The organism is Streptomyces sp. NPDC104814, from assembly GCF_055583185.1.
Window position 1 is genome coordinate 552543 of sequence record NZ_JBVJOL010000001.1, and the last position, 25149, is coordinate 577691.

Sequence of the window (25149 nt, forward strand, 5' to 3'; positions counted from 1 at the left end):
CCGTAACTCGTCGCGCCTGCCCGTAGTTGTCGCCTTACGCGGGAATTGCGTGGCAGGCGCGACGAGGGGAGCGGCACGTGGGCGGGATCACCCTGACGCAGGAGGAGCTGCGGGAAGCGCCGGTCGTGGCGCCCCCCGGACCTCCCGCGCCCGGGCCCGACGATCCGGCCGGGCTCAGCCCCCGCCGGGTGCGCCTGGTCTTCCTCGGCCTGATGCTCGCGCTGCTGCTCGCCGCGCTCGAGCAGATGATCGTCGCCACCGCCCTGCCGAAGATCGTCGGCGAGCTGCACGGCCTGGAGCGGATGTCCTGGGCGATCACCGCCTATCTGCTCACCTCCACCGTCGGCCTGCCCGTCTACGGCAAGCTCGGTGACCTGCTCGGCCGCAAGAGCGTCTTCCAGTTCGCGATCGTCGTCTTCGTCATCGGCTCCGCGCTCGCCGGCCGGGCGCAGAGCATGGACCAGCTGATCGCCTTCCGGGCGGTGCAGGGCGTCGGCGCGGGCGGCCTGATGATCGGCGTCCAGGCGATCATCGCGGACATCGTGCCGCCACGGCAGCGCGGCCGGTTCATGGGCCTGATCGGCGCCGCCTTCGGCCTCGCCTCCGTCGCCGGACCCCTGCTCGGCGGCTACTTCACCGACCACCTCTCCTGGCGCTGGTGCTTCTACATCAACGTCCCCTTCGGCCTGCTCACCCTCGCCGTGGTCACCGTCGTGCTGAAACTGCCGAAGCCCACCGCCCGGCCCCGCTTCGACATCCTCGGCACCCTGCTGCTCGCCGCCGCCTCCACCTGTCTGGTGCTGCTGACCAGCTGGGGCGGCACCGAGTACGCCTGGGGCTCGCGGGTCATCGCCGGCCTCGGCGCCGGCGCGGTCGTCGCCGCCGTACTGTTCCTGATCACCGAGCACCGCGCGGCCGAACCCCTCATCCCGCTGCGGCTGTTCCGCGACTCCGTCTTCAACGTCTCCGCGCTCGTCGGCCTGGTGATCGGTGTCGCCCTCTTCGGCGCCGCCAGCTATCTGCCGACCTTCCTGCAGATGGTCGACGGGGCCTCCGCCACCGAGTCGGGCCTGCTGATGCTGCCCATGATGGGCGGCATCGTCGGCGCCTCGGTCATCTCCGGCCAGCTCATCAGCCACACCGGCCGCTACAAGCTCTACCCGGTGCTCGGCGGCGCCGTCTCCGCGCTCGGCATGTGGCTGCTGTCCCGGCTCGAAGTGGACACCCCCCGGCTGCACTACAGCATCTGGATGGCCGTCCTCGGCACCGGCATCGGCCTGGTGATGCCCGTCCTGGTGCTCGCCGTGCAGAACTCCGTGCGCCCCGCCGACCTCGGCACCGCCACCAGCGCCAACAACTACTTCCGGCAGATCGGCGGCAGCGTCGGCGCCGCGATCTTCGGCACCCTCTTCGCCGACCGCCTCACCGACGCCCTCGCCGACCGCCTCCCGGCACGCGCGGGCGGCGCCCTGCCCGACGCCGAGTCCATCACCCCGCAGCTCGTCCACCGGCTGCCGCCCGCGCTGCGCGACGCCTACATCCAGGCGTACGCCGACGCCATGCCGCGGATCTTCCTCTACCTGGTGCCGGTGCTCGTCCTCGGCCTGCTCATCGCCTTCTTCCTCAAGGAGACCCCCCTGTTGACCACCGCAGAGTCCCACAACGCCCCCGCCCCCGAGACGGAGACCGGGCCCCGGCACCCGAGCGTCCCGCAGGCCCGCGCCCCCCACACCGCCGGCATCGCCGTCTGCGGCACCGTGCAGCATCCCGACGGCACCGTCGTGCCCCGCGCGGCGCTCACCCTCATCGACGTCGCCGGGCAGCAGATCGGCCGGGGCGCCAGCGGCGAGGACGGGCGGTACGCGCTGGCCACGCCCGGCCCTGGGGCGTACGTCCTGATCGCCGCCGCGGGCGGCCACCAGCCGCAGGCCGTCTCCGTGACCGTCGGCGAGCGGCCCGTCGAGCTCGACGTCGTCCTCGGCGGCGCCGGACGCCTCGCGGGTAGCGTCCTCACCGCCGACGGCACCCCGGTGCGCGACGCCACCGTCACCCTCACCAATGTGCACGGCGAGGTCGTCGCCACCACCCGCAGCGCCCGCGAGGGCGGCTACGTCATCACCGAACTCGTCGCCGGTGAGTACACCCTCGCCGCCAGCGCCCCCGCCTACCGCCCCGCCGCCCTCCCGGTCAGCGTGCAGGCCTCCCGCGAGACCCGGCAGGACATCGAACTCGCGGGCGGCGCCGTGCTGCGCGGCACCGTGCGGGCGAGCGGAGGACGCGCGGTGGAGGACGCGCGCGTGACGCTGCTCGACGCGGCAGGCAACGTCGTCGACACCCTCACCACCGGCGCGGACGGCACGTTCCGCTTCGTCGACCTGTCGTCCGGCGAGTACACCGTCATCGCCGCCGGCTACCCGCCCGTCGCCACCGTGCTGCAGGTGGCCGGCGGCGGCCGGACCGAACGGGACCTGCAACTCGGCCACGAGGACTGAGCCGCAGGGCGAGGGGCGGCGCGTCCGGCCGCGGGAAATCCCGTGATTGCCGCACACCGCGGCGCGCGGTCACCGTACCGTGGGAGAGCGGCGCAGATCTTGAGGGCGCGGCACCCACGGGGAACCCACGTGACGTCGAGGGGGAGAAGGGGCCTGGGTCATGGACCATGGCACCGAAACGGGCGTGCACACCGGCCGCGCGGCCGACGGCGAGAGTGCACGGGCGGACGCCGGGCGGATTCCGCTCGCCGTGGTCGTCATAGACCGGGACGGACTGGTGTCCCACTGGAGCACCGGAGCGCGGCGGCTGTTCGGCACCGCACGCGAGGACGCCGTCGGCCGCCCGGCCGTCGACCTGCTGCCGGTCTCCGGTGCGCTGCCCGAGGATCCGGAGGACGGCCCGACGCTCGACGCCTACGACGCGTACGACGGTCTCGGCCCCGGCCTCGGCGCCTCGCTCGGCGGCCGCACCGCCTACCCGGCGGCGGGCCGGGCGCGCGTCGCCCACCCCGGCCGCGGCGACCGGCTCGACGTCCTGTGGTGGGCCTACCCGCTGGTCGGCCCCGGCTCCGCGCGGCTGCTGGTGCTCGCCGCGGACGCCGCACGGCTGCACGCCGAGCGCGGCTACGACGACGAGCTGATCGAGCGGATCTCACCCGGCTTCACCCGCCACACCGAACTGCCCGACGCCGACGGCCTGGCCCGCCGGCTGCCGGAGATCCTGCCCAACATGGGCCCCGGCCGCAGCGCCCGGATCATCTCGCAGGTCCTCGAACTGGGCTATCCCGTCCTGGAGTTCAGCCAGTTCGACCGGGTGCCCGTCACCCCGGACTGGGGCGTGCCGCGCCGCGCCGACCGGTCGGCCGCGGTGCTCGCCGAGCGGACCCGGGCGCCGGCGCCTGCGGCCGTACCGGCGGGCGCGGAGTCGGAGCTGGAGTACGCGGCCGTACGCGAGCGGCTGGAGTTCCTCAACGAGGTCAGCCGGGGCATCGGCTCCTCCCTCGACCTCGACGCGACCATCCGCGAGGTCACCAGCGCCGCGGTGCCCCGCTTCGCGGACTTCGCCGGTACCCATCTGCGGGCCGCCGTCCTGGCCGGTGAGGAGTTCCCGGACGGGCCGCCGGACGCGCAGACCGTGATGCACCGCGTCTGGGTCGAGCACAACGACGAACCCGGCCGCTGGGACGACACCGTCCCGGTCGGCGAGACCTTCGCCTTCCCCGAGCACACGCCCTTCTACCGGTGCATGGTCACCGGAGAACCGGTCCTCATCGAGCGGGTGAGTCCGGAGCTGAGCGAGCGGATCTCCGGCGAGTTCGAAAAACGCGATCTGCGGCCGCTGATCACCGGCCGCTCCCTGCTGATCGTGCCGCTCAAGGCGCGCAACGTCGTCCTCGGCTTCATGGTGCTCATGCGCCGCCCCGACCGCGCCGCCTTCGACGACATGGACCGCACCACCGGCGCCGAACTCGCCGCACGCGCGGGCCTCGTGCTCGACAACGCCCGTATGTACACCTACCAGGAGAACGTCGCCGAGACCCTCCAGGACAGCATGCTGCCGCAGGTCGCCCCGCGCATGGCGGGCTGCGACACCGCCACCCGCTATCTGCCCGGCACCCGTCTCGGACGGGTCGGCGGCGACTGGTTCGACACGATCAAACTGCCCGGCGCCCGCACCGCCCTCGTCGTCGGCGACGTCATGGGCCACGGTCTGAACTCCGCCGCCATGATGGGCCAGTTGCGTACGGCCGTGCAGACCATGGCCGCCATGGAGGTGCCGCCCGCCCAGATGCTGCGCCACCTCGACGACCTGGCCCGGCGGCTCGGCGAGACCTACCTCGCCACCTGCCTGTACGCGGTGTACGACCCGATCCACGGCGAGCTGAGGATCGCCAACGCCGGGCACATCCCGCCGGTGCTGGTCCGTGCCGAGGACGGCCGCAGCGAGCTGCTCGACCTGCCGACCGGCGCGCCCATCGGTATCGGCGGCGTTCCCTTCGAGACCGCCGTGGTGCGGGTGGCGCCCGGCGACCGGCTCGTGCTGTGCACCGACGGGCTCGTCGAGGTGCGCGGCGCGGACATCGGGGAAGGTCTTGCCGCGCTCTGCGAGTCCGCCGCCCATCCCGCGGCCTCCATGGACGACGCCTGCGACACCATCATCCGGGCGCTCAACACCCACGGCGAACGCAAGGACGACGTCGCGCTCCTGCTGGCCCGGCTCAACGGCATCCCCGCCGGACACATCGCCGAGTGGCCGCTCGACCACGACCCGCGCGAGGCCGGCCGGGCCCGCCGGCTGGTCCGCGATCAGCTGCTGCGCTGGAACCTGGCCGACATGGTGGAGACGGCGGAGCTGCTCGTCAGCGAGGTCGTCACCAACGCCGTACGCCACAGCGGTGGACGCCGGATCGGGTTGCGGCTCGTCCTCGCGGACGCGCTGCTCGTCGAGGTCACCGACGAGGGCGCCGAGCTGCCCGCCCTGCTCGCCCGCGGGCAGGACGAGGAGTACGGGCGAGGGCTGCGGGTGGTCAGCCGGCTGGCGCGGGAGTGGGGCGCCAGTGTGCAGGGCAACGGCAAGACGGTGTGGTTCGAACAGGCGCTGACGTCCTGACCCCGACGTCGAACACCGGGTGAAAGCCTTCCCTCGCCCCCTTGCCGTGCCCGGGCGCGTCGCGATATGTCGATCACGACGCCGACCTGGGGAGCACGTATGAACGTCTCGGACAACTACCGCAGCGCCTGGGAGAGTTACTGGGAGAAGACCTCCGACGAGCCGGGTGAGGCGATCTGGGACGCCGGGGTGGAGCTGACCGCCGTGCCGCACAGCGAGCTGCTGCTGCCCCACGCCGACCCGGACCTGCCCGTGGTCGACCTCGGCTGCGGCAACGGCACCCAGACCCGCTATCTCGCGACCCGGTTCGCGCGGGCCGTCGGCGTCGACCTGTCGCACGCGGCCGTCGAGCACGCGCGGCGCGGCGGAGAGGGCGACGGGGTGGAGTTCCAGCAGCTCGACCTGACCGACGCGGACGCCGTGCGCGCGCTGCACGAGCGGCTCGGCGACACCAACGTCTACATGCGGGCGGTCATCCACCAGAGCGAGCCACAGGCACGGCCCGCGGTCGCGGCGGCCGTCGCCGAGCTGACGGGTGAGCGGGGCCGGGCCTTCGTCGTGGAGCTGACCTCCGGCTCCCGCGAGGTGCTGCGGCGGGCCGCGCAGGGGCCGGGCGGGCCGGGGCCCAAGCTGCGCCGGGTCTTCGAGCACGGGCTCAAGCCGGCCGACGCGCCCGACGAGGAGATCCGGCAGCTGCTCGGCGCGGCGGGTCTGGAGATCCTCGCCGAGGGCGACACGGCACTGGCGCAGACCGAGTACCTGCCCGACGGCAGCCTGCTGGAGCTGCCGGCGCACTGGTTCGTGCTGGCCCGCGTGTCCGTGTGACCCAGGCCACGGGAAAGGGTGGCCCCGTACCGGTCACATCCACGGCGCGCGGCGCGTCAGACCGGTGACAGCACCGCAGGGTCGCCCCAGCCACCCCAGCCAAGGAGCCGCAGCCATGTCCACCGCCTACGTCGTCGTCACCGTCCTCGGAGCCGTCATGGCGGCCTTCTCCGCCGGCTCGGTCTTCTTCCACGCCGAGTGGACGGTCAAGCCACTGGCCGACTACGGCGTCCCGCGCGCGTGGTGGCCCTGGCTCGGCGCGGCCAAGGCCGCCGGAGCGGTGGGCCTGCTGGTCGGTCTCGCGGTGCCGGTGATCGGACGGCTGGCCGCGGTGGGCCTGATCCTGTACTTCCTCGGCGCGGCGATCACCGTGATCCGCGCCCGCTGGTTCTCCCACGTGCCGTTCCCCCTGGTGTACGCGGCACCGGCGGTCGCGTCCCTTGTCCTGGGCCTGACCGCCTGACCGCCTGACCGTCTGGCCGCCTGGCCGCCACGGCGGATCCCGTGATCACCACACGCCCGGCCGCGGGTACTCGCGGCCGGGCGGCAACGTGCCCCGGCCCCCATGTGCTCGGCGGGGCCGTCGGCGTCGCGTGGGCGGCAGGCGGCGGGTCGGGGCGCGCCGGGCTCGGGACACCCCGGGCCGGAGCCTGGCCGGTGGGGCGGGCGGCGCGTAACGTGGCGGAGCATGAAGATCCTCATCAGTGCCGACATGGAGGGGGCCACGGGGGTCACCTGGCCGGCCGACGTGCTGCCGGGGACGCCGCAGTGGGAGCGGTGCCGGGCGATGTTCACCTCCGACGTGGACGCCGCCGTGCGGGGCTTCTTCGACGGCGGCGCCGACGAAGTGGTCGTCAACGAGGCCCACTCGACCATGCGCAACCTGCTGCTGGAGCGGCTCGACGAGCGGGCGCAGATGCTCACCGGCCGGCACAAGGACCTGTCGATGGTCGAGGGCGTGCAGCACGGCGACATCGACGGCATCGCCTTCGTCGGCTATCACGCGGGTGCCGGCATGGAGGGCGTCCTCGCCCACACCTACCTCGCCAACCAGATCACCGGCGTCTGGCTGAACGACGTCCGGGCCAGCGAGGGCCTGCTGAACGCGCACGTCGTCGCCGAGTACGGGGTGCCCGTGGTGCTGGTGACCGGGGACGACGTCGCCTGCGACGACGCCCTCGGCTATGCGCCCGAGGCGCTGAAAGTCGCCGTCAAGGACCATGTGTCCCGGTACGCCGCCGTCTGCCGCACCCCGGCCCGCACGGCCGCCGACATCCGCGCCGCCGCCAAGGAGGCCGCACGGCTGGCGGTCCGTCAGCCGCCGTCCGACGCCGGCCCGTTCACCGTGGCGGTCGAGTTCGACGCCGAGCACCTGGCCATGGCCGCGACGGTCGTGCCGGGCGTCGGCCGGATCGGGGAGCGGAAGGTGGCGTACACCAGCGACACCATGTACGAGGGGATCCGCACGTTCAAGGCGGTCACCACGATCGCCTCGGCCGCAGTGGAGGAGCAGTATGGCTGACCAGCAGGCCCTGGACGAGGTCGTCGACTTCACCTGCGGTCTCATCCGCATCGACACCACCAACCGGGGCGGCGGCGACTGCCGGGAGCGGCCCGCCGCCGAGTACGCCGCCGAACGGCTCGCCGGCGCCGGGCTGGAGCCCGTGCTGCTGGAGCGGACACCGGGCCGCACCAACGTCGTCGCCCGTATCGAGGGCACCGACCCCTCCGCCGGCGCGTTGCTGGTCCACGGCCACCTGGACGTCGTACCCGCCGAGGCGCGGGACTGGAGCGTGCACCCCTTCTCCGGGGAGGTGCGCGACGGCGTCGTCTGGGGCCGCGGGGCCGTCGACATGAAGAACATGGACGCGATGATCCTCGCCGTCGTGCGCGCCTGGGCCCGTGAGGGCTTCCGGCCCCGGCGGGACATCGTCGTCGCGTTCACCGCCGACGAGGAGGCCAGCGCCGAGGACGGCTCCGGCTTCCTCGCCGACCACCATCCGCAGCTGTTCGAGGGCTGCACCGAGGGCATCAGCGAGTCCGGCGCCTTCACCTTCCACGACGGCTCCGGGCGGCAGATCTACCCCATCGCCGCGGGCGAGCGCGGCACCGGCTGGCTGAAGCTCACCGCGCGCGGCCGGGCCGGACACGGCTCCAAGGTCAACCGGGAGAACGCGGTGACCCGGCTCGCCGCCGCCGTCACCCGCATCGGCGAGCACAGCTGGCCGACACGGCTCACCCCGACCGTGCGGGCCGCGCTCGCCGAACTCGCCGCGCTGTACGGCGTCGAGCCCGACTTCGACGACGTGGACGCGCTGCTGGGCAAGCTCGGCCCGGCCGCCCAGCTGGTCGAGGCCACGATCCGCAACAGCGCCAACCCGACCATGCTGGACGCCGGTTACAAGGTCAACGTCGTCCCCGGGGAGGCCGTCGCCCACGTCGACGGACGTCATCTCGCGGGCCACGAGGACGAGTTCCGCGCGACCCTGGACGAGCTCACCGGCCCGGACGTCGACTGGGACTTCCTCCACCGCGAGGTCGCCCTCCAGGCGCCGGTGGACTCACCCACGTACGCCAAGATGCGTGCCGCGGTCGAGGAGTTCGCGCCGGAGGGGCATGTCGTGCCGTACTGCATGTCCGGCGGCACGGACGCCAAGCAGTTCTCCCGGCTCGGCATCACCGGCTACGGCTTCACCCCGCTGAAGCTGCCCGAGGGCTTCGACTACCAGGCCCTCTTCCACGGCGTCGACGAACGCGTGCCCGTCGAGGCCCTGCACTTCGGCGTCCACGTCCTCGACCGTTTCCTGCGCACCGCCTAGGAGGGACACCGTGCAGATCCTGCCGTACGGCTCGTGGCCGTCGCCGGTCGACGCGGCGCTCGCCGCAGCCCATGACGGGCGCCCCGAGGACGTCGGCTTCGTCGGCGACGAGGCCTGGTGGACCGAGCCGCGTCCCACCGAGGGCGGCCGGCGCGCCCTGGTGCGGCGGCACGCCGACGGCCGCACGGAGCCGGTTCTGCCCGCGCCGTGGAACGTGCGCAGCCGGGTCATCGAGTACGGCGGACGGCCCTGGGACGGGGTGCTGCACGACGGCCGGCCGCTCGTGGTGTTCACGCACTTCCCCGATCAGCGGCTGTACGCGTACGAACCCGGCGGCGAGCCCCGCCCGCTCACGCCCGCCGGTCCGCGCTGTGCCGAGCCGCAGATCCTGCCCGGCCGCGGTGAGGTGTGGTGCGTGCTGGAGGAGTTCACCGGCCCGGCGCCCACCGACGTGCGGCGTGTCCTGGCCGCCGTACCGCTCGACGGATCGGCCGCCGGCGACCGGGGGGCGGTGCGTGAACTGACCGGTGAACGGCACCGGTTCGTCTCCGGGCCGCGGCTCGCGCCGGACGGGCGCAGGGCCGCCTGGCTGGCCTGGGACCATCCACGGATGCCGTGGGACGGCACCGAGCTGCTGGTCGCCGACATCGGCGCGGACGGCACCTTCGGCGACCCGCGGGTCGTCGCGGGCGGCCAGGAGGAGTCCGTCGCGCAGGCCGACTGGTCGGCGGACGGGCGGCTGCTGTACGCGAGCGACCGCACCGGCTGGTGGAACCTGTACCGGGACGGCGAGGCGCTGTGCCCGCGCGAGGAGGAGTTCGGCGGGCCGCTGTGGAAGCTGGGGCAGCGCTGGTTCGCGCCGCTGGACAGCGGGCTGATCGCCGTGCTGCACGGGCGCGGGCCCGCCGTGCTCGGCATACTCGACCCGGAGACCGGCGTCCTGGCCGACGCCGTGGGCCCGTGGACCGAGTACGCCGCCACCCTGGCCGCGCACGGCGACCGGGTCCTCGCGGTCGGCGCGAGCCCGCGGACCGGGGGCGAGGTCGTCGAGCTGGACACCTGCACCGGGCGCGCCCGGGTGGTCGGCGCCGCCCACCGGGACGCCGTCGACCCGGCCTACTGCCCCGAGCCGCAGGAGAGGACCTTCACCGGCCCCGGCGGACGCGAGATCCACGCGCACGTGTACCCGCCGCACCACCCGCACTGCGCGGCACCGGACGGTGAACGGCCCCCGTACGTGGTGTGGGCGCACGGCGGGCCCACCGGCCGGTCCCCGCTCGTGCTGGACCTGGAGATCGCCTACTTCACCTCGCGCGGCATCGGGGTCGCCGAGGTCGACTACGGCGGCTCCACCGGGTACGGGCGCGCCTACCGCGAGCGGCTGCGGGGGCAGTGGGGCGTGGTCGACGTCGAGGACTGCGCGGCCGTCGCGCTGGCCCTCGCCGAGGAGGGCACCGCCGACCGGGCCCGGCTGGCGATCCGCGGCGGCAGCGCCGGCGGCTGGACCGCGGCCGCCTCCCTGGCCACGACGGACGTCTACGCCTGCGGCACGATCATCTACCCCGTGCTCGACCTCGTCGGCTGGGCCGACGGCACCCATGACTTCGAGTCCCGCTACCTGGACTCCCTGGTCGGACCGTTCGACGCGCAACGCTACGCCGAGCGTTCGCCCCTGACCCACGCCGACCGCATCACCGTGCCCTTCCTGCTGCTCCAGGGGCTCGACGACGTGATCTGCCCGCCCGAGCAGTGCGAACGGTTCCTCGCCCGCATCGAGGGCCGGCGGCTGCCGCACGCCTACATCGCCTTCGAAGGAGAGGGCCACGGCTTCCGGCGGGCCGAGACCATGGTCCACGCCCTGGAGGCCGAACTGTCCCTGTACGCCCAGGTGTTCGGGCTGACGGTGACGGACGTACCGCGGCTGGAGCTGGCCAAGTGAAGCCGCTGCTGCGGCCCCGCCGCCTCGCCCCCGGCGCCCGCGTGGCCGTCGTCGCCCCCAGCGGACCCGTGCCCGAGGAGCGGCTGCAGGCCGGGCTCGACGTGCTGCGCGGCTGGGATCTGGACCCGGTCGTCGCGCCCCATGTGCTCGACCGGCACCGCGACTTCGACTACCTCGCCGGGACCGACGAGGACCGGGCCGCCGACCTCCAGGCCGCCTGGTGCGATCCGGCCGTCGACGCCGTGCTGTGCGCGCGGGGCGGCTACGGAGCGCAGCGCGTCGCCGACCTGCTCGACTGGGAGGCGATGGCGGCCGCCGGGCCGAAGGTGTTCGTCGGCTTCAGCGACATCACGGCGCTGCACGAGGCGTTCGCGACGCGGCTCGGCCTGGTCACCCTGCACGGCCCGATGGCCGCCGGGATCGACTTCGTCAAGAACGCCCGCGCCCAGGAGCACCTGCGGGCCACCCTGTTCGCCCCGGAGACGGTCCGCACGATCACGTCCGGGAGCGGCGCGCTGGTGCCCGGCCGGGCGCGGGGCGTACTGCTGGGCGGCTGCCTGTCCTTGCTCGCCGCCGAACTGGGCACCCCGCACGCCCGGCCGTCGGCGCGCGGCGGCCTGCTGTGCCTGGAGGACGTCGGCGAGGAGCCCTACCGCCTCGACCGCTACCTCACCCAACTCCTGCGCTCCGGCTGGCTGGACGGCGTACGCGCGGTGCTGCTCGGCTCGTGGGAGCGGTGCGACCCCTACGAGCGGGTGCGGGCGCTGCTCGCCGACCGGCTCGGCGGGCTCGGCGTGCCCGTCGCCGAGGAGTTCGGATTCGGCCACGGGGCGGGAGCGCTGACGATCCCGTTCGGCGTCGCGGCGGAACTCGACGCCTCAGCGGGCACCTTGACACTGGACGAGCCGGCACTGAGCTGACCTCGCCCGCGGGTCCACCGCGGTACCCCCGGTGGACGACGCGCACGGGCGCCGGTCGCGTCGTACAGTGTTCGAATGCCGCACACCGCATCCCGCTGGCTCGCCGAGGGGCCCCGCGTGGGCATACGCCACTTCGCCTACGACGACGGCCCCGAGTTCGCCGCACGGGCCCGGCAGAGCAAGGATCTGCACCACCCCTGGCTGTTCCCGCCGGACAGCGCCGACGCCTATACGGCATACGCGTCCCGGCTGATCGAGGACCCGACGAAGGCCGGATTCCTGGTCTGCGAGAAGGACGGCGGGGACATCGCCGGGTTCATCAACATCAACAACATCGTCGAGGGCGCCTTCCTCAGCGGAGCCCTCGGCTACGGCGCGTTCGCCCACGCGGCCGGACGCGGGCTGATGAAGGAGGGCCTCGACCTCGTCGTCGGCCACGCCTTCGGCCCGATGCGGCTGCACCGGCTGGAGATCAACGTCCAGCCCGGCAACGCCGCCTCCATCGGCCTGGCCCGCGCCTGCGGCTTCCGGCTCGAGGGGTTCTCGCCGAAGATGCTCTTCATCGACGGGGCCTGGCGCGATCACGAGCGCTGGGCGATCACCGCCGAGATGCGGGCTTGTAATTGATCTTCATGGTGTCGAGGTCGGTGACCGACGACTTCAGCTCCCCGAAGCCGTACCCGAGAGCGCGCAGCGCGGCCGCGGCACGGTCCTCCGCGATCGCAGCGGCCATCTCCTCGCCGTCCCCGGCATCCGACACCACCACGAACCGCATCGAGAAGTGCTTCAGCGGCCGCGGCTCGTAGCTCAGCGTGCCCTCCTCGGTGAAGCGCATGCTCGCCAGCCCGTGCGCGCCCGACTCCGCCACCAGCCGCTCCCGGGCCTCCTCGCCCAGCCCGTCCCAGGTACCCCGGACGATCACCCGGTAGGTGTGCTGCTCGCTCATGGGACGCTCGTGCTCCTTCGTGACGGTGGTCGACGCGCCGACTGTACGGGCGTCCCGCCGCCCCGCCCACCGAATAAAACCGGCGGCTTTGCGCAACCCTGACCCGCAGCGGCCCTGGCCGGATCACCCGGCAACCGCTTCCATGGTCGTCGTGACGACGATCCGACGTGAGGTACTGACCCTGCCCGCCGCGGACCTCGGCCCGGACAATCCGCTGCCCGCGCTGCGGCCCCTGGACGAGATGCACCACATCGACGACCGGGACAAGGAGGACCTGCCGCGCGACACGGCCCGGCAGATCGGCTACGCCCCGCTGACCAGCCTGCTGCCCGTGCGGGTGCGCGACGGCTACGGCCGCCGGCGCGCACCGCGCCGCCTCGACGCCCTGGTCATCGAGAACGACCGGCTGAGCGCCACCGTCCTGCCCGGCCTCGGCGGCCGGATCGTCTCCCTGCTGCACAAGCCGACAGGACGCGAACTCCTCTACCGCAACCCGGTGTTGCAGCCCGCCAACTTCGCCCTCAACGGCGCCTGGTACTCCGGCGGCATCGAGTGGAACATCGGCGCCACCGGCCACACGACCCTGTCCTGCGCGCCCCTGCACGCCGCCCGCGTGCCCGGCCCCGACGGCACCGACATGCTGCGGCTGTGGGAGTGGGAGCGGCTGCGCGACCTGCCCTTCCAGGTCGACCTGTGGCTGCCGGACGGCTCCGACTTCCTGCACGTCGGCGTCCGGATCCGCAACCCGCACGAGCGGCCCGTGCCCACCTACTGGTGGTCCAACATCGCCGTCCCCGAGGAGTGCCGCGTGCTCGCCCCGGCGAACGAGGCCTACCACTTCGGCTACGAGCGCCGGCTGCGCCGCGTCCCCGTCCCGGCGTACGACGGCGCCGACCGCAGCTACCCCCTGGGCAGCCCGTACGCCGCCGACTACTTCTACGACGTGCCCGCGCGGCGCCGCCCCTGGATCGCCGCGCTGGACGAGAGCGGCCACGGGCTGGTGCAGACCTCCACCGACGTGCTGCGCGGCCGCAAGCTGTTCGTGTGGGGCCACCTGCCCGGCGGCCGCCGCTGGCAGCAGTGGCTCACCGAACCCGGCACCGGCGGCTACTGCGAGATCCAGGCCGGCCTCGCCCGCACCCAGCTGGAGCACGTGCGGCTGGAGGAGGCGAGCGAGATCGCCTGGCTGGAGGCGTACGGCCCGCTCGAGGCCAGCCCCCAGGGGGAGTGGGACACCGTCGTCGACCGGGCCGAGGCCCGGCTCGCGGCCGTACTGCCGGCGGCCGACGTCGACGCCGCCTACGCCGCGTGGCTGCCGTACGCCGACACCGAACCCGTCGAAACGCTCGCCGCCGGCTCCGGCTGGGGCGCGCTGGAGGTGCTGCGCGGCGGCTTCAAGCTGCCCGGCACGCCGTTCGCGGACACCACCCTCGGACAGGAGCAGGAGCCCTGGCTGGCACTGCTGCGCACCGGGGCGCTGCCCGCACCGAGCGGCGAGCTGCCGCCCGGCGAGAGCCTCGTCGCCCCGCACTGGCGGGACATGCTGGAGGCCGCGCCGGCCCGTCCGCACACCGAGTACCACCTCGGCGTCGCCCAGTGGCACGTCGGCGACCGCGCCCAGGCGGTGCGCAGCTGGGAGCGGGCGCTGCCGCTCGCGCCCTCGCGGTGGCCGCTGCTGCGCTGCCTCGCCGTCGCCGACCGGGAGGGCGGCCACGGGCAACGGGCGGCCGAGCGCTACGCCGAGGCCTTCGACGCCCTGTGCCGGGAGCCGCACGGCGACGGCCCGCAGTGGGCGGCCGCCACCGCCGCGCTCGGCCGGGAGGCCGTCGAGGCGCTGCTGGCCGCCGGCCGTACGGAGGCGGCGAGGGCCGTGTGGGAGCGGCTGCCCTCGCAGACCCGGGAACGCGGCCGGTTCCGGCTGCTCGGGGCGGCCCTGCTGCTCGCCGAGGGCAGGACGGGCGAGGCACGGGCGGTGTTCGACGCGGGGTTCGAGGTCGCCGACCTGCGGGAGGGGGACGAGGTGATCGGGCGGCTGTGGGCCCGGCTCACCGACGACCCCCTCCCGGAGCGGTACGACTTCCGGATGCGGCCGTCCTGAGGGGGCCGTTCCGAGGCGGCCCGGCCGTCGGCGGCGGGTCGCGGGTGGCTGGTGCCGGGGGTGGCGGGGCCGGGGACGGCGGGGTAGCGGTTACCGACGGCGGGGTTACGGGCGGCGGCGGTCCACGTACTCGTACACGGCCCCGTCGGGATGGCGGGCGATGAGATTGCGGCCCACCGGCGTCGGCACCGGCCCGGCCACGATCTCCGCGCCGAGCTCGCTGAGCACGGTGTGCGCCTCGTCCACGTCCGCGACGGCGATCGTCGCCGCCACCTTGCGCAGCACCTCGATCTCCGCCGCCGGGCCGCTCATCAGCAGAAAGCAGCCGATCGCGGCGACCTGGACGCCGCCCCGCTCGAAGCGGAGGGCTCTGACACCGGCGAGCCGCTCGTAGAAGGGGACGGCGGTCTCGAGGTCGTCGACGCAGACACGGAGTGCGGCACCCTGGATCTCCATACCGCAGGGCCTAGTTGGGCACGCGCGGACCGGTGATCGTTTCACCCGGTTCCCACGGCCGGCGGCCCGCTGCACTCCGTTACGGCCCCTCGGCGCCGGGTACCCGCACGGTATGAAACCGCTGGATCACCTGGAGCATCTGGACAAGCACCTGGTCGACGAACTGGCGCAGGTGGCCCGCGAGACCGTCCGCGACGAACTGCGGCGGCAGACGCGGGAACGGCGCCGCACCGCCCTGCTGTACGCGGCGTCCGGCGCTGCCGCGCTGTACGCGGGTGCGGCTGCCGCGCTCGCCGTGGGACTGGCGCTCGCGCTCGGCCTGCCCGGCTGGGCGGCCGCGCTGATCACCGCCGCGCTCCTGGGCGTGGCCGCCTACCTGCTGCGCGGCGCCGCCCGGCCGTCCTCGGCACGGTCCGACCGGGAGCGTGCGGCCCAAGACGCCGTCAACGCCACCGCGCCGGCCGCACCGGCACCCGGCGCGACCCCGCAGTACCCGCCGATGCCGTCCGTCGCCCCCGCCGTGGGCACCCCGGCGCCCGAGGCGGCCGGCCAGACGGCACAGCGCCCCGACGACACCGCTCCCCACCACCGGGCCTGACGCGATCCCCGAAGGGGTGCGGTCTCGAGGCGACGGTTCTGCAGCCGGCCCAGGGGCGCGGGGAACTGCGCGACCAGCCACCCACCACCCGCACCCGGGTGAACGAGGAGACCCCCGACGGCGACGGCGTCAACCCCGTCGGCCGCAGGCCACCCCGCGGCCCACCGCCCCCGCCGTCGGGGAAGACGCCGGGACGAGGCTCACCCCAGCTGCGGCAGCACCTTCGTGCGGTAGAAGTCGAAGAAGCCGCGCACGTCCGGCCCGATCTGGTTGACGTAGACCATGTCGAAGCCGGCGTCGGCGAACTGGCGCAGCTCCGCGACGTGCTCGTCCACGTCGTCGCCGCACACCCGGTTCTCGCGCACCATGTCCTCGGTGACGAGCTGCTGGGCCTGCTCGAAGTGCTTGGGGGAGGGGAGCACCTGGGAGAGCTCACCGGGGAGCTGCTCGTTCGCCCACAGACGGTGGACCGTGCGGACCGCGGCGTCCTTGTCGGTGTCGTAGCAGACCTTGGTGCCGCCGCTGACGAGCTTCGCCCCGCCGCCGCCCTTGCGGTACTGCTCCACCATCGAGGCGTCCGGCGCGACGGTGATGTAGCCGTCGCCCACCCGGGAGGCCAGCTTGACGGCGGCCGGGCCGAAGCCGGAGATGTCGATGGGGACGGGCTCGTCGGGGACCGTGTACAGACGGGCGTTCTCCACCGTGTAGTGCGTGCCGTGGTGGTTGACCTCCTCGCCGGTGAACAGCCGGCGCATCACCTGGATGGCTTCCTCCAGCATCTCCAGCCGGACGTGGGCCGGGGGCCACGGGCCGCCGACGATGTGCTCGTTGAGGGCCTCGCCGGTGCCGACGCCCAGCCGGAAGCGGCCGTTCGTCATGACCGCGCTGGTCGCGGCGGCCTGTGCGACGACGGCCGGGTGGATACGGACGGTGGGGCAGGTGACCGCCGTCTCGATCGGCAGTGACACGGCTTCGGAGAGGGCGCCGATCACCGACCACACGAACGGGCTCTGGCCCTGCGCGTCGTTCCACGGGTGGTAGTGGTCCGAGATCCACAGTGCCTGGAATCCGGCCTGCTCGGCCATCCGGGCCTGCTCGATCAGCTCCGCGGGTCCGTACTGCTCGCAGGAGAGGAAGTAGCCGTACTGGGGCATGGGCGGCGCCTCCGGGGTGTGCGTGGTCGGCTGGGTGGACGGTGAGAGAGCGAGTACCCAGTGCTCCGCCGGTGCAACGGGCTGTGCGGCGCGGTCGGCCTCCCCCCCCGCCCGGGAGGTCACGTTTGGTCCACCCCCGGAGGGAAACGCGGTCAGGCGGACCGTTGCGCGGCGGACGTGGACCGCAGGGACGTCCCCCGACGAAACCCGTACCGACGCTCAAGGAGACTCATGAACACCGGTGAACTCGCCGAACTCGGTCAGCAGTTGCGCGTGGACAGCGTGCGCGCAGCCGCCGCCGCGGGCTCCGGGCACCCGACGTCCTCGATGTCCGCGGCCGATCTGATGGCCGTCCTGCTCGCGAACCACCTGCGCTACGACTTCGACCGGCCCGACCATCCCGGCAACGACCGTTTCGTGCTCTCCAAGGGCCACGCCTCGCCGCTGCTGTACGCCGCGTACAAGGCGGCCGGGGCGATCGGCGACGAGGAACTGCTGACCTTCCGCAAGCTCGGCAGCAGGCTCGAGGGGCATCCGACCCCGCAGCGGCTGCCCTGGGTGGAGACCGCCACCGGTTCGCTCGGGCAGGGCCTGCCCGTCGGCGTCGGCATCGCGCTCTCGGGCAAGCGGCTGGAGCACGACGGCTACCGCGTCTGGGTCGTCACCGGCGACAGCGAACTCGCCGAGGGGTCAGTGTGGGAGGCGGCCGAGCACGCCGGCCACGAGCATCTCGACAACCTGATCACCATCGTCGACGTCAACCGGCTCGGCCAGCGCGGGCCCACCCGGCACGGCCACGACCTCGACGCCTACGCCCGCCGCTTCCAGGCCTTCGGCTGGCACACCATCGAGATCGACGGCCACGACGTGGACGCCATCGACCGCGCCTACGGCGAAGCCCTGTCCACCGCCGGACAGCCCACCGCGATCATCGCCCGCACCCTGAAGGGCAAGGGCGTCGAGGGCGTCCAGGACCGTGAGGGCCTGCACGGCAAGCCGCTGCCGGAGGCCGAGGAGGCCATCGAGCAGCTCGGCGGAGTGCGCGACCTGCGGGTACAGGTGCACGAGCCGCCGACCGTCACCGTGCTGCGCTCCGCCACCACCCAGCCCTACGAGCTGCCCCGCTGGGGCAAGGGGGAGGAGGCCGCCACCCGGGACGCCTACGGCAAGGCCCTCGCCGCCCTGGGACACGGACGCGGCGACGTCGTCGCGCTGGACGGCGAGGTCGGTGACTCCACACGCGCGGAGCTGTTCGGCAAGGAGCACCCCGAGCGGTACATCGAGTGCTACATCGCCGAGCAGCAGATGGTCGCGGCCGCCGTCGGAGTCGCCGCGCGCGGCTGGGTGCCGTACGCCGCGACCTTCGCCGCCTTCCTCACCCGCGCCCACGATTTCGTGCGCATGGCCGCGATCAGCGGCTCCGGCATCAATCTCGTCGGCTCGCACGCCGGAGTGGCCATCGGGCAGGACGGGCCCTCCCAGATGGGGGTGGAGGACCTGGCGATGATGCGGGCCGTGCACGGCTCCACCGTGCTCTACCCGTGCGACCCCAACCAGACGGCGAAGCTGGTCGCCGCCATGGCCGACCTGGACGGCATCCGCTATCTGCGCACCTCGCGCGGCAAGAGCGAGGTGCTCTACGGACCCGACGAGGAGTTCCCCGTCGGCGGCAGCAAGGTGCTGCGCTCCTCCGCCCGGGACCGGCTGACGATCGTCGCGGCCGGGGTCACCGTGCCCGAGGCGCTCGCCGCCGCCGACGCGCTGGCCGCGCAGGACATCGCCGTGCGGGTGATCGATCTGTACTCGGTCAAGCCGGTCGACGCCGAGACGCTGCGGCGGGCCGCCGAGGAGACCGGCTGTCTGCTCACCGTCGAGGACCACCACCCCGAGGGCGGGCTCGGTGACGCCGTGGCGGAGGCGTTCTCCGACGGGCGTCCGGTGCCGCGGCTGGTCCGGCTCGCCGTACGGAACATGCCGGGCTCGGCGACGCCCGAGGAGGCGCTGCACGCCGCCGGCATCGACGCCGAGTCCATCGCGGCGGCCGGACGGCTGCTGGTCGGGGAGGCGGTCGTGCGGTGAGCGACCGCGACGACACGCGGACGGTGCGGGCCGGGAGCCGCAGCGTGCCGGTGCACCGGCCCGGCAAGGTGCTCTTCCCGGGCGGCCCGGGCGCCAAGGAGTACACCAAGGGCGACCTCGTCGACTACTACCGGTCCGTCGCCGCGTTCATGCTGCCGCATCTGCGCGGCCGGCCGCTGATGCTCGAGCGGCATCCCGACGGCGTCGACGGGCCCCGGTTCATGCAGAAGAACACGCCCGAGCACTATCCGGAGTGGATCACCCGCGTCGAGCTGCCGAAGGAGGACGGCACGGTGTGCCACACGGTGTGTGACGACACCGCCACCCTCGTGTACCTCGCCGACCAGGCCTGTCTCACCTTCCATCGCTGGCTCTCGCGCACCGGCGACGTCGGCGCACCCGACCGGATGGTGTTCGACCTCGACCCTTCCGGGAACGACTTCGAGGCCGTCCGGCAGGCCGCCCGGTGGCTGCGCGAGCTGCTCGACGAGCTGCGCCTGCCGTCGGCCCCGATGACGACCGGATCGAGAGGGATCCACGTCGTCGTCCCGCTGGCCGGCCATCAGGACTTCGACGCCGTACGGCAGTTCGCGCGCGACGCGGCCGAGCTGCTCGCCGCGGAACACCCCGGCCGGCTCACCACCGCCGCCCGCAAGAAGGACCGCGGCGACCGGCTCTATCTGGACATCCAGCGCAACGCCTACGCGCAGACGGCCGTCGCCCCGTACACCGTGCGGGCCCTGCCCGGCGCGCCGGTCGCCGTCCCCGTCACCTGGGACCAGCTGGACGACGACGGTGTCGACGCCCGCCACTGGACCCTCGCCGAGGCCGTCGACCAGGCCCGCACCGACCCATGGGCCGGGCTGCAGGGCCGGGGCCGTGCGCTCGGGCCCGCGCGGCGCCGGCTCGACGCGCTGCGCGGCTGACCGGCCACCCTCCGCGAGCGGAGCCGGCCGCGCCGCTTGCGCCTGCCCCCGTGAAGGTTTGGCCATGGAACGAGCGGCCACACGGAGGAGAGAGGTGGCCATGGCGAACACAAAGAACACGCGAGATTCGCAGAATTCACCGAACGAACCCGAAGACCGGGAGCCCGAGGAGGAACGGGAACCCGAGGAGCGGGAGCCCGCGCGTAAGCGGGAACCCGAGGAGCGGCAGACCGCCGAGTCGCGGATCAGGCCGATGGAAGTGCTCCGCAACGCACGGGCCCAGCTCGCCGAGCTGACCGGGATGAGCCCGGAGTCCGTGTCGTCCTTCGAGCAGACGGAGGACGGCTGGGCGCTGGAGGTCGAAGTCCTGGAACTCGCCCGGGTGCCCGACACGATGAGCCTGATGGCGAGCTACCAGGTGGAGCTGGACCCCGAGGGCCAGCTCACCGGTTACCGGAAGGTCCGTCGTTACGAGCGCGGCCGGGCCGACGCCCGCGGCCGGTAGCCCGCCGCTCTCGACGACCGAACACACGACCACGACAGAAGGAGGCACGGTCGGCATGACCGTTGTCCCGGCACAGCAGTCCGGCGGCGGAGGCGGCAGCAGCGGCCTCTACGACGTTCTCGAGCTCGTCCTCGACAGGGGCCTCGTCATCGACGCGTTCGTGCGGGTGTCCCTCGTCGGCATCGAGATCCTGAAGATCGACGTACGGGTCGTGGTGGCCAGCGTCGACACCTATCTGCGCTTCGCCGAGGCGTGCAACCGGCTCGACCTGGAGTCCGGGCCGCACAAGAGCCCGGGCCTGCCCGACCTGGTCGGCGAGGTCACCGAGTCCGGCGCGCAGGGCAAGTCCAAGGGCGCCCTGTCCGGTGCCGCGGAGACGATCTCCGACGCCTTCAAGCAGGCCCGTGGCGAGGGCGAGACCGAGCAGCGGCGGCCCCGCAAGAGCACGGCCGCCCGCCGGAAGGAGGAGCAGGAGTGAGCACGTACGTCTACGGGATCACGGCGAGTTCCCACCCCAAGCTCCCCGAGGGCATGGAGGGGGTCGGCGAGCCCGCCCGTCCCGTGCGCATCCTCAGGGCGGGTGACCTGGCGGCCGTCGTGAGCGACGCCCCGGAGGGGCTGCGGCCCAAGCGGCGCGACCTGCTCGCCCACCAGAACGTGCTCGGCGAGGCGGGCGCGGCCGGCTGTGTGCTGCCCATGCGGTTCGGCAGCGTCGCCCCCGACGACGACACCGTCACCTCGGTGCTCACCGAGCGGGCCGACCACTACAAGGAACGCCTGCGCGCCCTCGACAACCGCGTGGAGTACAACATCAAGGCCAACCACGTGGAAGAGGCCGTCCTGCACCGGGTGATGGCGGAGAGCCCGGAGATCCGCAGCCTCGCCGAGGCCAACAGGCGGGCGGGCGGCGGAAGTTACGACGACAAGCTGCGCCTCGGCGAGATGGTCGCCGCCGCCGTGAAGGCCAAGGAGGCCGAGGACGGCACCGTCCTGCAGCGGCTGCTGGAGCCGAACGCCGACGCGGTCAGCGCGGGGCCGGAGTCCACCGGCTGGCTGGCCAACATGTCGTTCCTGGTGGACAAGGACAGCGCGGAGCGGTTCCTGGCCTCCGTCGAGCAGGCCCGCAAGGACCTGCCGCAGCTGGAGATCCGAGTCAACGGCCCGCTGCCGCCCTACAGCTTCGTCGACCCGGGCCCGGCCGAGCACACGGCCACCCTGGCCGGCACCGCGGAGACCGAAGAGGGGTGAGGTCGTGGGCCTGCTCGGTGAGGTGCTGCTGCTGCCGTTCGCACCGGTGCGCGGCAGTGGCTGGGTGATCAAACAGGTCCTCCAGGAAGCGGAACGGATCTACTACGACCCGGCCACCGTACGGACCGAGCTGGCCCGCCTGGAGGAACGGCTGGAGGCCGGGGAGATCACCGAGGAGGAGTTCGACCGCCAGGAGGACGAGCTTCTGGACCGGCTGGAGACGGCGACGCGCGCGAGCGCGGGAACAGGTGAGTGGACACCGCAATGAACCGAATGGGACTGGGCCTCGCGGTAGGGGCCGGATACGTCCTCGGACGTACCAAGAAGGCGAAGCTGGCGATCGCCGTCGGCAGCATGGTCGCCGGCAAACGGCTGAACCTCAGCCCGCGTATGGTCGCCGACTTGGTGAACCAGCAACTGAAGAACAATCCTCAGTTCAAAGAGATAGGTGATCAGCTCCGCGGGGATCTGCGCGGCGTCGGCAAGGCCGCCTCCGGCGCCCTCGTCGAGCGGCAGATCGGCGCCCTCGCCGACCGGCTGCACTCCCGTACGGCCGATCTGCGCGACCAGGCCTCCGGCGGCTCTTCCCGCGGTGAGCGGGACGACGAGGACGAGGAGCCGGAGGACCGGGCCGAGGAGCCCGACGAGGACGAGGAGCCGGAGGACCGGGACGAGGGCGACGACGACGCCGAGGACCGGGACGAGGGCGACGACAGGTCGCACAGGCCGCGCGGTGAGCGCGGGGCCCCGGCGAAGAAGGCGGCGGGCTCGGCCCAGAAGGCGAAGAAGGCGGCCAAGAAGGCCCCGGCGAAGAAGGCCGCCCCCGCCAAGAAGGCCGCGACGGCCAAGAAGGCCGCCAAGAAGGCGCCGGGCTCCGGCGCCGCCGCCAAGAAGACTGCCTCGGCCCGCAGGACGGCGGAAAGGACCGCCGGCGGGGGCGGCCAGCAGAAGGGAGGCGGTGAACGATGACCGACACCCTGGGAACGGCCGGCTCCGCGGCGCGGGGCGCGGCAGGCGCCGCCAAGGGCGCCACGGACAAGAACCCGCTCGCCGACCTGGCGCACAGCGAGGCCGCCGACCGGCTCAAGTCCGAAGTGCAGGACTACCTCGCCGCGCAGGCGACCCGGATGCTCAGCGGCGTCGGGCGCAAGCTCGGCGAGACCACCGTGAAACTGAACGACATCGCCGAGGGCAACAGCCCGGGCTTCGCCAAGCTGGCCCTGGACGGCGGGCGCAAGCTCGCCGAGGGCAAGGGCCCGCTGCGCACCGCCCTGGAACTCGGCGCCTCCCGAGCCAAGGACAGCGTCATGGACAAGCTGAAGGGCCTCGGGGGCGGTGGCGGCAAGAAGGGCGGCAAGGGACGCGCCGGCAACAAGCCGACCGTGATCATCGAGCACATCGACGTCGGTGTGCCGCTGCGCACCGCCTACGACCAGTGGACCCGGTTCCAGGACTTCAGCACCTTCGCCAAGGGCGTCAAGAGCGCGAGCCGCGCCGACGACACCCATTCCGACTGGCAGGCCAAGGTGTTCTGGTCGAGCCGCAGCTGGAAGGCGACCACCACCGAGCAGGTCCCCGACTACCGCATCGCCTGGACGTCGGAGGGCGCCAAGGGCACCACGAAGGGCGCGGTCACCTTCCACCGGCTCGCGGACAACCTCACCCGCGTCCTGCTGGTGATCGAGTACTACCCCTCCGGCCTGTTCGAGAAGACCGGCAACATCTGGCGCGCCCAGGGCCGCCGGGCCCGGCTCGACCTGAAGAACTACGCCCGCTTCATCACCCTCAAGGGAGAGGCGGACGAGGGCTGGCGCGGCGAGATCCAGGACGGCGAGGTCGTCCGCAGCCACGAGGAGGCCCTGGAGGCCGAGGAGGCCGAGGAGGCCGAGGGCGAGGAGGGCGAAGGCGAGGAGGCGGAAGGCGCCGAGGCCGAGGACGAGTACGACGACGAGGAGTCCTCCGGCGACGAGGACGAGGACGAGCAGGCCCCCGAGAACGAGGACCGGCAGCCTGCCGAGGCCGAGGACGAGGAGGAGGACGAGGAGGAGGACGAGGAGCCGTACGACGAGGAAGAGGGCGAGTACGAGGAGGAGCCCGAGGAGGGCTACGAGGACGAGGGCGCCGGGGACGCCGACGACGAGTACGAGGAAGAGGAGGAGGACGAGGACGAGTACTCCGGGAGCCGGCGATGACGTCACCCAGCCCTCTGTCCGGCCGGATGCCCGAGCCCTACGGGGGCGGCAGCGGAGCCAACCTCGCCGACATCCTCGAGCGTGTCCTGGACAAGGGCATCGTCATCGCGGGTGACATCCGGATCAACCTGCTCGACATCGAACTGCTCACCATCAAGCTGCGGCTCATCGTCGCCTCCGTGGACAAGGCCAAGGAGATGGGCATCGACTGGTGGGAGACCGACCCGGCGCTCTCCAGCCGCGCCCGCCGCGACGAACTCACCCGCGAGAACGCCGAGCTGCGGGCCCGGCTGGCGGAGCTGGAGCCCGGACGCGGCCAGGAGGAGGCCCCATGACCGGACTGCGGTACGTGTACGCCGTCTGCCGCCCGTTCAGCGCGCCCCTCCAGGCGCAGCTGACGGGCGTGGGCGGGGCACCGCCCCGGCATCTGACCCACCACGGGCTGGTCGCCGTCTACAGTGAGGTCCCGGCCCGCGACTTCGCCGAGGAGCCGCTGCGCGCACACCTGGAGGACCTGGACTGGGTGACCGCGACGGCCCGCGCCCACCAGGGCGTCATCGACGCGCTGACCGTCGTCACCACCCCGCTGCCGCTGCGCCTGGGCACCGTCTTCCACGACGACAGCGGGGTGCGCACCATGATGGAGGCCCGCGAACGCGACTTCCGGCGCACCCTCGACCGGCTCGAGGGCAAGGTCGAGTGGGGCGTGAAGGTGTACGCGGAGGTGCAGGGCGAGGAGGCCCAGCGCGGCACCCCGTCACCGCAGGCGCCCTCGGGGGCGGCGCCGGCCGCGTCGGGGCGGGACTATCTGCGCCGGCGCAGCATGCGCGCCCGGGCGCACGAGGACATGTGGCAGAAGGCCGAGGAATTCGCCACGCGACTGCACGAGTCCCTTTCCGCGCACGCCGTCGATTCCCGGGTGCACGCGCCGCAGAACCCGGCGCTTTCCGGTGCGGCCGGACGCAATGTGCTCAATGCGGCCTATCTGGTGCCGCGGGCTGCGTCCGAGGAATTCGTGGAACTCGTGGACCGGACGAAGGACGACGTCCCCGGAATGCGCGTGGAACTCACGGGCCCGTGGGCCGCCTATTCGTTCGTGGAGACTCCGCGGCCGGTGGGGGAGGGATCCGGGTGACCGTCGTCGAACGCCGTGAGATCGCGCTCGTGGACCTGCTGGACCGGCTGCTGGCCGGCGGCGTGGTGATCACCGGGGACATCACCCTGCGCATCGCCGACGTCGATCTGGTGCGCATCGACCTCAACGCGCTGATCAGCTCGGTGAACGCCCAGGTGCCCTCGCCGTTCGACCCGCTGGTCCCCTCGCGCAAGGAGGTGCCGTGA

At 73.3% G+C, this 25149-nt stretch carries 25 protein-coding genes; 22 read left to right on the forward strand and 3 right to left on the reverse strand.

The window, feature by feature from the left end; all coding sequences use genetic code 11:
• Positions 1 to 77 precede the first annotated feature (77 nt).
• The 9 genes from ACZ64A_RS02260 to ACZ64A_RS02300 all read left to right on the forward strand — a co-directional run bounded on the left by ACZ64A_RS02260 (position 78) and on the right by ACZ64A_RS02300 (position 12233).
• Positions 78 to 2492 carry an MFS transporter gene (locus ACZ64A_RS02260; protein ID WP_469807656.1) on the forward strand — a complete coding sequence of 805 codons (2415 nt, stop codon included), beginning with the start codon at positions 78 to 80 and terminating at the stop codon, positions 2490 to 2492.
• Between the two features lie 160 nt (positions 2493 to 2652).
• Positions 2653 to 5103: a SpoIIE family protein phosphatase gene (locus ACZ64A_RS02265; RefSeq protein ID WP_469807657.1), complete on the forward strand. Its 2451-nt coding sequence runs from the start codon at positions 2653 to 2655 to the stop codon at positions 5101 to 5103.
• Positions 5104 to 5202: 99 nt separating this feature from the next.
• Positions 5203 to 5928, forward strand: a complete 726-nt coding sequence (locus tag ACZ64A_RS02270; RefSeq protein WP_469807659.1) for a methyltransferase domain-containing protein — start codon at positions 5203 to 5205, stop codon at positions 5926 to 5928.
• A 115-nt stretch (positions 5929 to 6043) separates the two neighbouring features.
• Positions 6044 to 6391 (forward strand): DoxX family protein, encoded by a 348-nt coding sequence (locus ACZ64A_RS02275; RefSeq protein ID WP_469807660.1) that lies wholly within the window; start codon positions 6044 to 6046, stop codon positions 6389 to 6391.
• 225 nt (positions 6392 to 6616) lie between these two features.
• Positions 6617 to 7450 carry a M55 family metallopeptidase gene (locus ACZ64A_RS02280; protein WP_469807662.1) on the forward strand — a complete coding sequence of 278 codons (834 nt, stop codon included), beginning with the start codon at positions 6617 to 6619 and terminating at the stop codon, positions 7448 to 7450.
• Positions 7443 to 8747 (forward strand): M20/M25/M40 family metallo-hydrolase, encoded by a 1305-nt coding sequence (locus ACZ64A_RS02285; RefSeq protein WP_469807663.1) that lies wholly within the window; start codon positions 7443 to 7445, stop codon positions 8745 to 8747. The genes ACZ64A_RS02280 and ACZ64A_RS02285 overlap by 8 nt, the downstream gene beginning before the upstream one ends.
• A gap of 10 nt (positions 8748 to 8757) precedes the next feature.
• On the forward strand, positions 8758 to 10686 hold the full coding sequence (locus ACZ64A_RS02290) for a dipeptidyl-peptidase 5 (protein WP_469807664.1): 1929 nt from the start codon (positions 8758 to 8760) through the stop codon (positions 10684 to 10686).
• On the forward strand, positions 10683 to 11606 hold the full coding sequence (locus ACZ64A_RS02295) for a S66 peptidase family protein (protein WP_469807665.1): 924 nt from the start codon (positions 10683 to 10685) through the stop codon (positions 11604 to 11606). Before ACZ64A_RS02290 ends, ACZ64A_RS02295 begins: the two co-directional genes overlap by 4 nt.
• Before the next feature lie 75 nt (positions 11607 to 11681).
• Positions 11682 to 12233 carry a GNAT family N-acetyltransferase gene (locus ACZ64A_RS02300; RefSeq protein WP_469807666.1) on the forward strand — a complete coding sequence of 184 codons (552 nt, stop codon included), beginning with the start codon at positions 11682 to 11684 and terminating at the stop codon, positions 12231 to 12233.
• Here the strand turns inward: ACZ64A_RS02300 and ACZ64A_RS02305 are convergent.
• A complete protein-coding gene (locus tag ACZ64A_RS02305; RefSeq protein WP_469807667.1) occupies positions 12205 to 12552 on the reverse strand; it encodes a DUF6204 family protein in 348 nt (115 codons plus the stop codon). The two genes, ACZ64A_RS02300 and ACZ64A_RS02305, sit on opposite strands and share 29 nt — an antisense overlap.
• Positions 12553 to 12694: 142 nt before the next feature.
• On the opposite strand from ACZ64A_RS02305, the gene ACZ64A_RS02310 reads away from it, so the two are divergent.
• Complete coding sequence (locus ACZ64A_RS02310; protein ID WP_469807669.1) at positions 12695 to 14650, forward strand: DUF5107 domain-containing protein; 1956 nt, start codon at positions 12695 to 12697, stop codon at positions 14648 to 14650.
• A gap of 105 nt (positions 14651 to 14755) precedes the next feature.
• On the opposite strand, the gene ACZ64A_RS02315 is transcribed toward ACZ64A_RS02310, so the two are convergent.
• On the reverse strand, positions 14756 to 15106 hold the full coding sequence (locus ACZ64A_RS02315; protein WP_469807670.1) for a VOC family protein: 351 nt from the start codon (positions 15104 to 15106) through the stop codon (positions 14756 to 14758).
• A 112-nt stretch (positions 15107 to 15218) separates the two neighbouring features.
• On the opposite strand from ACZ64A_RS02315, the gene ACZ64A_RS02320 reads away from it, so the two are divergent.
• Complete coding sequence (locus ACZ64A_RS02320; RefSeq protein ID WP_469807671.1) at positions 15219 to 15704, forward strand: phage holin family protein; 486 nt, start codon at positions 15219 to 15221, stop codon at positions 15702 to 15704.
• 200 nt (positions 15705 to 15904) lie between these two features.
• Here ACZ64A_RS02320 and ACZ64A_RS02325 read toward each other — a convergent pair whose 3' ends face one another.
• Positions 15905 to 16858: an LLM class F420-dependent oxidoreductase gene (locus tag ACZ64A_RS02325; RefSeq protein ID WP_469807673.1), complete on the reverse strand. Its 954-nt coding sequence runs from the start codon at positions 16856 to 16858 to the stop codon at positions 15905 to 15907.
• 231 nt (positions 16859 to 17089) lie between these two features.
• Between ACZ64A_RS02325 and ACZ64A_RS02330 the strand changes: the two genes are divergently transcribed.
• The 11 genes from ACZ64A_RS02330 (at position 17090) to ACZ64A_RS02380 (ending at position 25149) form a co-directional block, all read left to right on the forward strand.
• Positions 17090 to 18937: a transketolase gene (locus ACZ64A_RS02330; RefSeq protein ID WP_469807674.1), complete on the forward strand. Its 1848-nt coding sequence runs from the start codon at positions 17090 to 17092 to the stop codon at positions 18935 to 18937.
• Positions 18934 to 19863 carry a non-homologous end-joining DNA ligase gene (gene ligD / locus ACZ64A_RS02335; RefSeq protein ID WP_469807675.1) on the forward strand — a complete coding sequence of 310 codons (930 nt, stop codon included), beginning with the start codon at positions 18934 to 18936 and terminating at the stop codon, positions 19861 to 19863. The genes ACZ64A_RS02330 and ligD overlap by 4 nt, the downstream gene beginning before the upstream one ends.
• Positions 19864 to 19963: 100 nt before the next feature.
• Positions 19964 to 20368: a gas vesicle protein GvpO gene (locus ACZ64A_RS02340; RefSeq protein WP_469807676.1), complete on the forward strand. Its 405-nt coding sequence runs from the start codon at positions 19964 to 19966 to the stop codon at positions 20366 to 20368.
• Positions 20369 to 20423: 55 nt separating this feature from the next.
• Positions 20424 to 20846 (forward strand): gas vesicle structural protein GvpA, encoded by a 423-nt coding sequence (locus ACZ64A_RS02345; protein WP_469807677.1) that lies wholly within the window; start codon positions 20424 to 20426, stop codon positions 20844 to 20846.
• Positions 20843 to 21616 (forward strand): GvpL/GvpF family gas vesicle protein, encoded by a 774-nt coding sequence (locus ACZ64A_RS02350; protein WP_469807678.1) that lies wholly within the window; start codon positions 20843 to 20845, stop codon positions 21614 to 21616. The genes ACZ64A_RS02345 and ACZ64A_RS02350 overlap by 4 nt, the downstream gene beginning before the upstream one ends.
• Before the next feature lie 4 nt (positions 21617 to 21620).
• On the forward strand, positions 21621 to 21884 hold the full coding sequence (locus ACZ64A_RS02355) for a gas vesicle protein GvpG (protein ID WP_469807679.1): 264 nt from the start codon (positions 21621 to 21623) through the stop codon (positions 21882 to 21884).
• Positions 21881 to 22585 carry a DNA primase gene (locus ACZ64A_RS02360; protein WP_469807680.1) on the forward strand — a complete coding sequence of 235 codons (705 nt, stop codon included), beginning with the start codon at positions 21881 to 21883 and terminating at the stop codon, positions 22583 to 22585. The genes ACZ64A_RS02355 and ACZ64A_RS02360 overlap by 4 nt, the downstream gene beginning before the upstream one ends.
• Positions 22582 to 23808 carry an SRPBCC family protein gene (locus ACZ64A_RS02365; protein ID WP_469807681.1) on the forward strand — a complete coding sequence of 409 codons (1227 nt, stop codon included), beginning with the start codon at positions 22582 to 22584 and terminating at the stop codon, positions 23806 to 23808. The genes ACZ64A_RS02360 and ACZ64A_RS02365 overlap by 4 nt, the downstream gene beginning before the upstream one ends.
• On the forward strand, positions 23805 to 24143 hold the full coding sequence (locus ACZ64A_RS02370) for a gas vesicle protein (protein WP_469807682.1): 339 nt from the start codon (positions 23805 to 23807) through the stop codon (positions 24141 to 24143). Before ACZ64A_RS02365 ends, ACZ64A_RS02370 begins: the two co-directional genes overlap by 4 nt.
• Positions 24140 to 24943 carry a GvpL/GvpF family gas vesicle protein gene (locus ACZ64A_RS02375; RefSeq protein ID WP_469807683.1) on the forward strand — a complete coding sequence of 268 codons (804 nt, stop codon included), beginning with the start codon at positions 24140 to 24142 and terminating at the stop codon, positions 24941 to 24943. Before ACZ64A_RS02370 ends, ACZ64A_RS02375 begins: the two co-directional genes overlap by 4 nt.
• Positions 24940 to 25149, forward strand: coding sequence for a gas vesicle protein (locus tag ACZ64A_RS02380; protein WP_469807684.1), 210 nt, complete (start codon positions 24940 to 24942; stop codon positions 25147 to 25149). The genes ACZ64A_RS02375 and ACZ64A_RS02380 overlap by 4 nt, the downstream gene beginning before the upstream one ends.

What these genes read in the sequence shown, in the direction of transcription:
- ACZ64A_RS02265 (WP_469807657.1), top strand. Translation starts at nt 2,653, where the DNA reads ATGGACCATGGCACCGAAACGGGCGTGCACACCGGCCGCGCGGCCGAC.
- ACZ64A_RS02270 (WP_469807659.1), top strand. Translation starts at nt 5,203, where the DNA reads ATGAACGTCTCGGACAACTACCGCAGCGCCTGGGAGAGTTACTGGGAG.
- ACZ64A_RS02275 (WP_469807660.1), top strand. Translation starts at nt 6,044, where the DNA reads ATGTCCACCGCCTACGTCGTCGTCACCGTCCTCGGAGCCGTCATGGCG.
- ACZ64A_RS02280 (WP_469807662.1), top strand. Translation starts at nt 6,617, where the DNA reads ATGAAGATCCTCATCAGTGCCGACATGGAGGGGGCCACGGGGGTCACC.
- ACZ64A_RS02285 (WP_469807663.1), top strand. Translation starts at nt 7,443, where the DNA reads ATGGCTGACCAGCAGGCCCTGGACGAGGTCGTCGACTTCACCTGCGGT.
- ACZ64A_RS02300 (WP_469807666.1), top strand. Translation starts at nt 11,682, where the DNA reads ATGCCGCACACCGCATCCCGCTGGCTCGCCGAGGGGCCCCGCGTGGGC.
- ACZ64A_RS02305 (WP_469807667.1), bottom strand. Translation starts at nt 12,552, where the DNA reads ATGAGCGAGCAGCACACCTACCGGGTGATCGTCCGGGGTACCTGGGAC.
- ACZ64A_RS02310 (WP_469807669.1), top strand. Translation starts at nt 12,695, where the DNA reads ATGGTCGTCGTGACGACGATCCGACGTGAGGTACTGACCCTGCCCGCC.
- ACZ64A_RS02315 (WP_469807670.1), bottom strand. Translation starts at nt 15,106, where the DNA reads ATGGAGATCCAGGGTGCCGCACTCCGTGTCTGCGTCGACGACCTCGAG.
- ACZ64A_RS02320 (WP_469807671.1), top strand. Translation starts at nt 15,219, where the DNA reads ATGAAACCGCTGGATCACCTGGAGCATCTGGACAAGCACCTGGTCGAC.
- ACZ64A_RS02325 (WP_469807673.1), bottom strand. Translation starts at nt 16,858, where the DNA reads ATGCCCCAGTACGGCTACTTCCTCTCCTGCGAGCAGTACGGACCCGCG.
- ACZ64A_RS02330 (WP_469807674.1), top strand. Translation starts at nt 17,090, where the DNA reads ATGAACACCGGTGAACTCGCCGAACTCGGTCAGCAGTTGCGCGTGGAC.
- ACZ64A_RS02340 (WP_469807676.1), top strand. Translation starts at nt 19,964, where the DNA reads ATGGCGAACACAAAGAACACGCGAGATTCGCAGAATTCACCGAACGAA.
- ACZ64A_RS02345 (WP_469807677.1), top strand. Translation starts at nt 20,424, where the DNA reads ATGACCGTTGTCCCGGCACAGCAGTCCGGCGGCGGAGGCGGCAGCAGC.
- ACZ64A_RS02360 (WP_469807680.1), top strand. Translation starts at nt 21,881, where the DNA reads ATGAACCGAATGGGACTGGGCCTCGCGGTAGGGGCCGGATACGTCCTC.
- ACZ64A_RS02365 (WP_469807681.1), top strand. Translation starts at nt 22,582, where the DNA reads ATGACCGACACCCTGGGAACGGCCGGCTCCGCGGCGCGGGGCGCGGCA.
- ACZ64A_RS02370 (WP_469807682.1), top strand. Translation starts at nt 23,805, where the DNA reads ATGACGTCACCCAGCCCTCTGTCCGGCCGGATGCCCGAGCCCTACGGG.
- ACZ64A_RS02375 (WP_469807683.1), top strand. Translation starts at nt 24,140, where the DNA reads ATGACCGGACTGCGGTACGTGTACGCCGTCTGCCGCCCGTTCAGCGCG.